This window comes from Micrococcus sp. HG099, assembly GCF_024723355.1.
GTDB lineage: Bacteria > Actinomycetota > Actinomycetes > Actinomycetales > Micrococcaceae > Micrococcus > Micrococcus endophyticus.
On the sequence record NZ_JANQCJ010000141.1, the window covers coordinates 1 to 5,306 of the forward strand.

The 5,306-nt window shown below is 76.5% G+C and carries 3 protein-coding genes and 1 pseudogene; all 4 read right to left on the minus strand.

What is annotated here, in order from left to right:
* A pseudogene (locus tag NWP10_RS10350) lies at positions 1–530 on the minus strand (ComF family protein); the annotation flags it as partial.
* A 109-nt stretch (positions 531–639) separates the two neighbouring features.
* Entirely contained in the window at positions 640–2,397 is a 1,758-nt protein-coding gene (locus tag NWP10_RS10355; protein ID WP_258300846.1) for an LpqB family beta-propeller domain-containing protein, read from the minus strand.
* Complete coding sequence (gene mtrB, locus NWP10_RS10360) at positions 2,394–4,349, minus strand: MtrAB system histidine kinase MtrB (protein WP_258300847.1); 1,956 nt, start codon at positions 4,347–4,349, stop codon at positions 2,394–2,396. Before mtrB ends, NWP10_RS10355 begins: the two co-directional genes overlap by 4 nt.
* A gap of 4 nt (positions 4,350–4,353) precedes the next feature.
* Positions 4,354–5,034, minus strand: coding sequence for an MtrAB system response regulator MtrA (mtrA, locus tag NWP10_RS10365; protein WP_184170374.1), 681 nt, complete (start codon positions 5,032–5,034; stop codon positions 4,354–4,356).
* Between the last annotated feature and the right edge of the window lie 272 nt (positions 5,035–5,306).

Below are 5,306 nucleotides of genomic sequence, written 5' to 3' on the forward strand. Positions count from 1 at the left end.
GCGTCGGAGACCACCCACGGGGCGGGCAGGACGCGCACGAGCTCGGCCAGCGGGTCGTAGCCGCGGCGCCGGAAGCCGGCCGCGCCGCCGGGGACGGGGACGAGGAGCGCGTGGGCCGCCTCGGGCACGTCGGGCGCCAGGCGCGCGACGGCGGCGGACCGGCACAGGGCCTCGCCGAGGACGGCGCGCAGGTGCAGTCCGTGGTGGTCCTTGAAGGCGAGCACGGCGGCGGCCAGCGCGTCGGCGTAGCGGCCGGCGGCGACGACGGGCAGCGGCACTCCGCCGGGGCCGAGCGGGAGCGCCGCGGCGCCGTGCTCGGCGCGGAACGGCCGTGCGAGGGCGGCGTCGAGGTCGAGACGGCAGGGCGCACAGAGCCGGTGGCCGGGGGCGGCGCACACGGCGCACTCGGCCGGCAGGACGAGGTCGACGAACGCCGCGCCGAGCGCGGCGAGTGCGGCGATCGCCCGCCGCGCAGCGGGCAGGTCGGAGTCGGACTCGAGGAGGGGCTCGGCGGCGCGGGCGTGCGGCATGGCCCCAGTCCACCGCGCGCCCCGCGCCTCGGCGGGGCACCGGGGCCGATGTGCGGGGCCGGCCCGCTGTGCAGGAGCGCCCACCGCCGGACCGGACCGCGCGCCCGGCTCAGCCGGGGAAGGAGAGGTCCCGCACGCCGCGCTCGAGCTCCTGGGCGCGCCAGGAGGAGCCGACCAGCAGGAACACCAGCTCGTCCGTCTCGGCGTACAGGGCGCCGCCGTCGCCCGCGGACACCCCGGTGAGCCCGCCGAGGGGGTTGAGCTCGCGCACGGTGCCGTCGATGGACACGATCCGGGGCACCACCCGCTCGTCCGGGGTCGCCGCGCGCGGCGAGACGAGGAGGTTGGTGTCGCCGGCCCACTCCACGGAGGCGGCCCTGCCGGTGGAGGGCAGCAGGATCGGCTCCGTGAGCGCGCTCGGCACCCCGTCCGAGCCCCGGACGATGCCGGCCACCCGCACGGTCCGCCGGTCGCCGTCGTCGACGAGGAGGGCGGCCCGCGCCCCGCTGCGCGAGACGCGCAGGTCCACGATGCGCTCGGCCGGCCGCAGCCAGGTGGCCGTGACGATGCGCGCCTCCTGGCCGGGCTCGGCGGGCACGGCGCGCACGCGCGAGGTCTCGGCGCCGTCGGCCGCCCACACCCAGCCCAAGCCGTCGATCGACGGCGAGGTCAGCCCCGTCCCTCGCATGGCCTCCCGCAGGGAGCCGTCCGTGCCGGCCACGTGGACGGCCGTGCGGTCCCGGGTGACGAACGCGAACCGGCTGCGGTCGCGGGACATCGTGGGGTCCACCGGGTCGAGGGCCGAGACGTCCGGCGCGCCGCCCACGGGGCCGACGCTCATGCCCTGGAAGTACGCGAGGTCGCCCGTGGCGGAGTCGATGCCCACCTGCACGGAGCCGGTCGTGGGCTCGTCCTGGACCGGCGGAGGCGGGTTCTCGCCGGAGGCGGAGAGCTCGGCCCCGTCGACGGTGACCCGCACGTCGCGCACCGACTGCAGGCCCAGGAGCGTGATCTCGAGCTGCTCGCGCATGCGATGGCGGCGGTCGGCGTCGGCGCCCTCCGCGGCGGCCTCGGTGAGGTCCACGTGGGCCACCCCGTCCTCGTCCACGGGCACGGTGGGGCCGGCGAGGTCGGCGCCGGTGCGCAGCGGGAAGGCCGTCTCGACGGCGCCCGTGAGGTACGGGGCGGGCCCGCGCAGCAGGGCGCGGGTCACCGCGGTCACGGTGGTGCCGCGGTTGACGAACCACCGCACGTCCGGGACGGCGTAGCGCTGGGCCGTGTCGTAGAAGGCGAGCTCGTGGGGGGCGAAGAGCTGGCCGAACTGGGACTGGGACAGGAGCGTGCCGTTCTCGGTGGCGGTGATGCGCATGCCCTCCGGCCGCTCCTGGACGCTCACCTGCCAGGCCCGCGTGGTGCCCTGCGGGGCGATGGTGCGCAGGCCGAACTCGTCGATCTCGGAGTCCACCTCCACCTGGACCTGGTAGTTGCCGGTCCCCTCGCCGCGGGTGATGCGCGGCTGGGCGGAGTACACCACCGTCCGCTGACCCGGCGTCCACCGGGCGGCGGCCGGCCCGTCGAGGAACTCGCGGGCGACCGCATAGTCGTCCTGCGGGCTCGTGCCCGCCAGCAGGAAGCCGCGGATGACGTCCTCCGCCGTGTCGTCCGCGGAGGGGCCCGGCGGCCGAAACTGCGGGGCCTCCGGGGCGGCCGTGGCGCCGTCGAGGGGCTCGGCGCTGCGCACGTCGGAGGACTGCGGGATCTGCGTGCAGCCGCCCAGGGCGAGGGCCAGGGCGGCGGCCAGGCCGACGCCGGCCAGGCGGCGTGCGCGGCGGAGACCGGTCGGGCGGGTCGGGCGGGTCGGGCTCATCGGTCGTCCTCTCCGGGGTCGCGGCCGGACCGTCCGCCGTCGTCCCCCTGCGCGGCCGGCGCGCCCAGGAGGCGGGAGGGCGGGATCAGCGCCTGCTCGGCGTGGCGCGCCGAGGAGGCCGGCTCCGCGGCCTCCGCGGGCCCGCCGGCGCCGTCCGTCCCCGCCGCGGCGTCGGGGTCGACGACGTCGAACCCGTCGACGTCGGGGTCCTGCGGCACGGGCCGGGTGAGGTCCTCGGCGAACCGACGGTCCGCGGTGCTGTACTGCGGAGGCATGGGCAGCACCGACCGGCCGATCGGCTCGGGCGCCTCGGCGCCCGGGGCGGTCTCGCGCGGCTGCCGCGGCAGGGTCACCATGAAGGTGGACCCCTCCCCCAGCTCGCCCCAGGCCTCGAGCCGTCCGCCGTGCAGGCGGGTGTCCTCGGTGGCGATCGCCAGGCCGAGCCCGGAGCCGCCCGTGGTGCGCTTGCGCGAGGGGTCGGCGCGCCAGAACCGGTCGAACACGCGCTGCACCTCCTCGGGGCTCATGCCGATGCCGTGGTCCACCACGGCCAGACTGACGGCCTCCTCGTCGGCGGCCACGAGCACGTCCACGGGCCGGCCCTCGGCGTGCTCGATCGCGTTGTTCACCAGGTTGCGCAGGATGCGCTCGATGCGGCGCGGGTCCGCGCGCGCCCCGTAGCCGTCCGGGCGATCCCGGTCCATCGGCACCAGGTAGACGGGCACGCCGATCTGGTCCGCCAGCGGCTGGGCGGTGAGGACGACGTCGCGGGCGAGCTCGAGCATGTCGGTCTCCTCGAGGGCCGGGGTGGCGGCGCCGGCGTCGAACCGGGTGATCTCGAGCAGGTCGGCGAGCATGGCCTGGAAGCGGTCGACCTGGTGGTAGAGCAGCTCGGTGGAGCGGCGGTTGACGGGGTCGAAGTCGTCGCGGGAGCCGTAGAGCACGTCCGCGGCCATCCGCACGGTGGTCAGCGGGGTGCGCAGCTCGTGGGAGACGTCCGAGACGAACCGCTGCTGCATCTGGGAGAGCTGCGCGAGCTGGCCGATCTGGTCCTGGATGCTGTCCGCCATCCGGTTGAACGAGGTGCCCAGGCGGGCCATCTCGTCCTCGCCGCGCACCGGCATGCGCACGGCCAGGTTGCCGCCGGAGATGGACTCGGCGGCCCGGGCGGCCTGCTGCACGGGCCGCACCACGCGCCGCGAGGCCCACCAGGACACGAGCACGTTGACCAGCAGGAACCCGGCGCCGAACACGAGCAGCACCCGCAGCACGGAGTCGAGGGACTCCTGCACGTCGGAGAGGTCGTAGACGAGGTAGAGGCCGTAGCCGGCGCCCGGCGGGAGCACCACCTGGGCACCGAAGACGAGGCCGGGCCGTGTGGCGCCGGAGGCGTCGGGCAGGGCCACGCTGGCGTCGTAGACACCGGGGCCCGAGGCGACGGCCTCCTGCAGGTCCGCCGGGATCACGCCCGGGTCCAGGCCGGTCGAGGAGATCGTGCCCACGTAGGCGGACTCCGAGTCCGGCAGCGGCGCCAGGTGGTAGCGGCGGCGGATGGTGGTGCCGGAGTCGCCCTCGAGGGCGCGCAGCGTCTGGGTGACGAGCGCGTCCGTGCTCTGGGCGTCCGTGGCGGAGGTCTGCGCGAACGTGTCCCGCACCTGGCTCAGGCCGCGGCGGGCCTCGGCCTGGACCTGCTCGTAGCGGGAGTCGAAGAGGGCCTGCGTGATCTGCTGGGTGAGCAGTCCGGAGAACGCCAGCCCGGCCAGGATGGTGAGCAGCCCGGCCAGCACGGCGGTGCGCAGCTGCAGGGACCGGCGCCACCGGCGGCGCAGCCCGCGCCAGCCGCGGACCGGGGTCCACGGGCGGCGCGGGGCGCCGGACGGCGGGGGCGCGGACCCGTCCGGGCCGGCGTCCGGCCCGGGGGCCGCAGCGGAGCCGGCGCCGGAGACGGTCATGCGCTCAGCCCTGGCCTGCCTTGTAGCCCACGCCGCGGACGGTCAGGACGACGCACGGGTTCTCCGGGTCCGGCTCCACCTTGGAGCGCAGTCGCTGGACGTGGACGTTCACGAGCCGGGTGTCCGCCTGGTGGCGGTAGCCCCAGACCTCCTCCAGGAGCATCTCGCGGGTGAAGACGTGGCGGGGGCGCCGGGCGAGGGCGACGAGGAGGTCGAACTCCAGCGGCGTGAGCGAGATGGCGGCGCCGTCGCGGGTGACCTGGTGGCCGGCGACGTCGATCTCGAGGTCGCCGATCTGCAGCACCTCGGCCGGCTTGGCCTCGCCCTCGCGCAGCCGGGCCCGGACGCGGGCGACGAGCTCGGCGGGCTTGAACGGCTTGGGCACGTAGTCGTCGGCGCCGGACTCCAGGCCGCGGACCACGTCCGCCGTGTCCGACTTGGCGGTGAGCATCACGATCGGCACGTCCGACTCGGAGCGCAGCAGCTTGCAGACCTCGATGCCGTCCATGCCGGGCAGCATGAGGTCCAGGAGCACGAGGTCCGGGCGCTCGCGGTGGAAGGCCGGCAGGGCGGCGGTGCCGTCCGCGGCGAACGCGGCCTCGAAGCCGTCGTTGCGCAGGACGATGCCGATCATCTCGGCCAGCGCCTCGTCGTCGTCCACCACCAGGATCTTGGCCCTGCTCATCGTGCCCTCCTCGTCCGCGCGTGGTCCGGCACCACGGGCGTGACGCGGCCCGGGCACAGGGATCCTGCAGGTTCAGACCGATGATAGCGGCCGCCCGGGACGCCCCCGTCCACCGGGCTCACCCCAGCACGTCGTCGAGTCGCGCGGCCAGCTCCGCCGCGTCCGTGCGCAGCCGCCGCAGCACGGCCGCGTCGTGGCGGCCCGGCGCCGTCAGGCCCGCCCCGCGCAGGTGCGCCGGGTCTGCGCCGAGGCGCTCCCACGTGGTCACCACG